Origin of the sequence: Candidatus Phytoplasma pruni, from assembly GCF_001277135.1 — a bacterium.
Taxonomy (GTDB): domain Bacteria; phylum Bacillota_I; class Bacilli_A; order Acholeplasmatales; family Acholeplasmataceae; genus Phytoplasma; species Phytoplasma pruni.
Map to the genome: position 1 here is coordinate 1 of NZ_LHCF01000026.1, position 4,020 is coordinate 4,020.

Genomic DNA, 4,020 nt, shown 5'->3' on the forward strand with positions numbered 1-4,020 from the left:
AAACTTTGGAATCTTGAGATTGTTCAGTTAGGAATTTGTTTTTGTTTTTTTGATTTGCATCTATTTCATTTTCTAGTCTTTGAATTTCATCTTGTTTTTTTTTAAAAAAATTATTTATTGAATGAGACAAAACAACTATTTCTTGTTCCAAATTTTGAATTTTATCCAAATTCATTTGATTTCTTTTTTCAATTGTTTTTTGATTTTGATAAAATGAAAAAATTCTAACACTCATTATTATAATAATTAAAATATAAAATACATTTATATATTTAGATGAAATCATTTTAAAATACATTTATTAATATTACCTATAACCTTTTTAGATTTAAAATTATTTTGGCTTTTTTTGTTGGATTATTATATCAGTTAATTTATCTATTTTTTTATCGATTTTATTAAAATTTTCTTTTGTTTCAATTTTAAATTCATCTAATTTTTTGTCAACTTGGATTATATTATCTTTTAAATGATTGCTTTTAAGATCAATATGTTCTTTTAAATTATTATGATTAGTAAAATAAAATGTAGTAACTATTGTAATAATCATACCAATTAAATAAAAAAATATTTTAAATTGTTTTTTTAGTTCTTCCATCTTTATTTTGCTCCTTTTTTAATTATTTTTTTTATAATCTACTAATTGTTTTTTTGTTTGAATTTATTATATTAATTTTTTTTAGCCATATCTTCTAATGATAAATTTTTATCATTAACATAGTAAGAAATTTTTATGGATTTCTTTTTGTTTTCGTTAATATTTTTGTCTTCAATGTTATAAATTATTTTTAAAGGAATATTATTTTCCATCGCCATAATATAATTATTACTACTAATTAAAAACAATCCTAAACCAATAAATACAAATATATTTAAGAATAATAAATGATGTTTAATTTTAAACATTAATTTATAACTCCTTTTCATTCTATTTATCCCTTAGATGGGATGATTTAGTAGAGAGTGTTTAGGGTTCTATGGGTCGAAATAACGATATTGGGAATTATAATAATCTCTTTCTAAATCTTCTTTATATTTTTGGGCATAATATAACATACAATTTAATACCTCAATTTGGTTTTTATCCATAATTTGAAAACCCTTTTTTGTTTATAAATTCATTATAACATACATCAACTTTGATAGCAAGTTTTTAATTTGTTTTTGCAATATTTTTAGTTCTCTCATGGTTTTATTTGCCTCCTTTGGTTTTTGGTTTAATGGCCTGGCCAGTTATTGTGAAAGGTTTGGTTAAAGAAAAAAGGTCCGCGAAGGGACCAAGTTTAAAAAATTAAATAATTTTAAAATAATTGTTATAATATAAAATAAGCACCTTTTTGAAAGGTGTCGATTTTGATTTCCTTTCGGAAAGGTGCAATTGCCCAAAAGAAAGGAAGTGATTTCATGATTAAAATAAAAATAACGGTGATAAATAACACTGTTATAATAGAAATAGAACCTCCGCCGAGGTTCTATTTTTTTACCCAAAAAAATGTGATTTCATGATGCCCTCATAAGTTGTTTAAACCAACTTCCAACGAAGGTCATTTTTATTATAACATACAAAATTAATAATATTAAATTTTTTAAATTATTAATTGTTTTTTGTTATTTTAAAATCTTAGTTTAACGTCGTTACGGACGCGTAAAGGGTTCTACAAGTTGTTATTTTTGCCTCTCCAAGTTGTTGTGTGTTGGACAAAAGAAAAGGCCCTCTGGGCGAGGGTCTCTTTGATTTATGATGATATTTAATTTTTATTTGTCTGGAATAACATTTAAATCGAAATTTTTGGTTTTTTGTTTTTTATTACTAGATTGAGATTCTACTTTTTGATCAATATCCGAACAAATCCATTGTTCTATTTCTTTAATAGAAGCGTTTTGTAAATGGGGATGTTTTTGTTTTATATTTTTAATTATTTCTTTTTGTTTTTTGAGCAATCTAAAAAAATCATTAACTTCTTTATCAATAGGTTGTTCTTTTTGTAAAATTTGTTTATTTTTATTGTTTTCCATCGCCATTACTTGATTATTATTATTCATAAATAATAATCCTATGAAAGTTATTAAACAAAGATAAATTATGTTCAATTGGTTTTTTAATTTAATCATGAATTAAATCTCCTTTTATTTTTAATCCTCATCAGAGGTGATTTCATAGAGGGAGTTTAGTTTAATAGAAATTTCATTTTTATTTTATCATTAATTAAATATATTTTAAAATATTTAACGTCTTCTAGGATTATTTTGTTGATTTTGAAGGTTTTGTTGCGGCATTGCGTTATGGACAATAATTTGTTGAGCAGCAATACGACCAATTAATTCATTTTTTTGTCTAACAAGATTGTTAATATCTTCTTCAGAAGAGTTATTATTTGCAGCAATTAAAATTTGTTGAGATATTCCAGCTAGTTGAACATTTAAATTTTGTAAAATACTAGCTTGAATTCGAAAATTAGCATGATTATTATCATGTCCGTTATTTTGAGATATATGACCATTATTCATTGCCATAATATAATAATTATTAGTTATAAATAACATTCCTAATAAAACAAATAAATAAATACTAATTATTTTAAATTGGTTTTTTAATTTAAACATTATTTATTAAAACTCCTTTTTTAATTAAGAAAAATTATTTTTTAGAATTATCGGATTGTTTTGAAGAAGAACCTTTTTCGTTTAATTTTTTTGTTTTCTTTTTGGTTTGATTTTGCAACATTTGTTTTAATTCAGGATCTTGTAAAATTTCAATAATTTTATTTCTATCTTCATTGGAACATGTTTCAAGTACATTGTATAATTCAAAATAATTTTTTACATCTTGTTTAGTTGTTTTTTCTGGCTCTTTGGAAGATGCTATTTCCTTTCCATGTTCTTTTTTAGGCGCTGCCATAATATAATTATTACTACTAATTAAAAATAATCCTAAAAAAATTAACGCAAATACATTCAATAATAATAAATTATTTTTGATTTTAAACATTAATTTATAACTCCTTTTCATTTTATTTATCCCTCAGCTGAGGTGATTTCGTAGAGGGAGTTGAGGGAAGATAGGGCGGATTGTTTGTTTTGTTCTAAACTTTTATTATAATCTTTTTCTAAATCTTTTTTATAGTTTTGGGCACGTGATAACATTTCTGTGTACATTTTTTGGGCAGCTTCTAAATTCTTGATTTGGAGATTTATCGCCATTATTTGTTTAACTATTTCTGTTGTTTCGCTTTGTAATTGGTCTATTTCATTTTGTTTTTCTAATTTTAATTTATCTATTTTTTTGTTTTTAGTTTCTAATTCAGCTTCTTTTGGTTGAAGTTGTTTTTGTAATGTGGGAATTTGTTTTACTATTTCATTTATTTGGGATGTGTATTCATCGCATTTGTTTTGGAATTCATCTATTTGAAGTCGGAAATAATTTTTACTATGTTCTAAATCATTGATTAATTCTTGTTTTATGTTATTAATTTTAACTCTGTCTTCTGGTGAAAGATTGTTTAATGATAAAACTTCGTTGTCATTTTCTGATAAGATATAAGATTTAATTTTATTATATTTTTTTTGTGTTATTGGAATTTTAGGTTTTGGAGTTTCGCTTTCGCGATTATCACTTGACAGTTGATTTGATTCTTTATCGTTAGTTATTTGTTTTTTTAGTTGAGGAGGATCTATTTCATGTTTATTTCTTAGTGGTTGATTAGGTTTTTGTTTATTATCTACTTCTTTATGATGATTTGATAAGGATTTTGAGCCTTTTTTAGTTTCATTAACGCCTTTAAAAAAGCCTATAATAATAACGATACTAAAAAATAAAATAATGGAAATAATAAACCAATATTTTTTAAAAAAGTTCATATTCTTAATAGCCTTTCCGATAATAGTAGTAATTGATATTATCTTTAAAAAAATTAATTACTACTATTATACAATTTTATTTGTTTAAATTCAAATAAAAAATTTTATATATGAATTAATTAATAATAGGTTGAAGGAATTTATTATATCTTTTTTGTTTTG

The 4,020-nt window shown here is 22.9% G+C and carries 6 protein-coding genes; all 6 read right to left on the reverse strand.

Annotated features, from left to right (window positions below; genetic code table 11):
• Window positions 1-334: 334 nt before the first annotated feature.
• Window positions 335-598 carry a hypothetical protein gene (locus CPX_RS02530; protein ID WP_053521602.1) on the reverse strand — a complete coding sequence of 88 codons (264 nt, stop codon included), beginning with the start codon at window positions 596-598 and terminating at the stop codon, window positions 335-337.
• A gap of 71 nt (window positions 599-669) precedes the next feature.
• Window positions 670-906 (reverse strand): SVM family protein, encoded by a 237-nt coding sequence (locus CPX_RS02535; protein WP_084007124.1) that lies wholly within the window; start codon window positions 904-906, stop codon window positions 670-672.
• Between the two features lie 849 nt (window positions 907-1,755).
• Window positions 1,756-2,112, reverse strand: a complete 357-nt coding sequence (locus CPX_RS02540) for an SVM family protein (protein WP_053521605.1) — start codon at window positions 2,110-2,112, stop codon at window positions 1,756-1,758.
• Between the two features lie 114 nt (window positions 2,113-2,226).
• Entirely contained in the window at window positions 2,227-2,604 is a 378-nt protein-coding gene (locus CPX_RS02545) for an SVM family protein (protein ID WP_053521607.1), read from the reverse strand.
• Window positions 2,605-2,638: 34 nt separating this feature from the next.
• Window positions 2,639-2,989: an SVM family protein gene (locus CPX_RS02550; RefSeq protein WP_053521608.1), complete on the reverse strand. Its 351-nt coding sequence runs from the start codon at window positions 2,987-2,989 to the stop codon at window positions 2,639-2,641.
• 26 nt (window positions 2,990-3,015) lie between these two features.
• Window positions 3,016-3,858, reverse strand: coding sequence for a hypothetical protein (locus CPX_RS02555; protein ID WP_053521609.1), 843 nt, complete (start codon window positions 3,856-3,858; stop codon window positions 3,016-3,018).
• Between the last annotated feature and the right edge of the window lie 162 nt (window positions 3,859-4,020).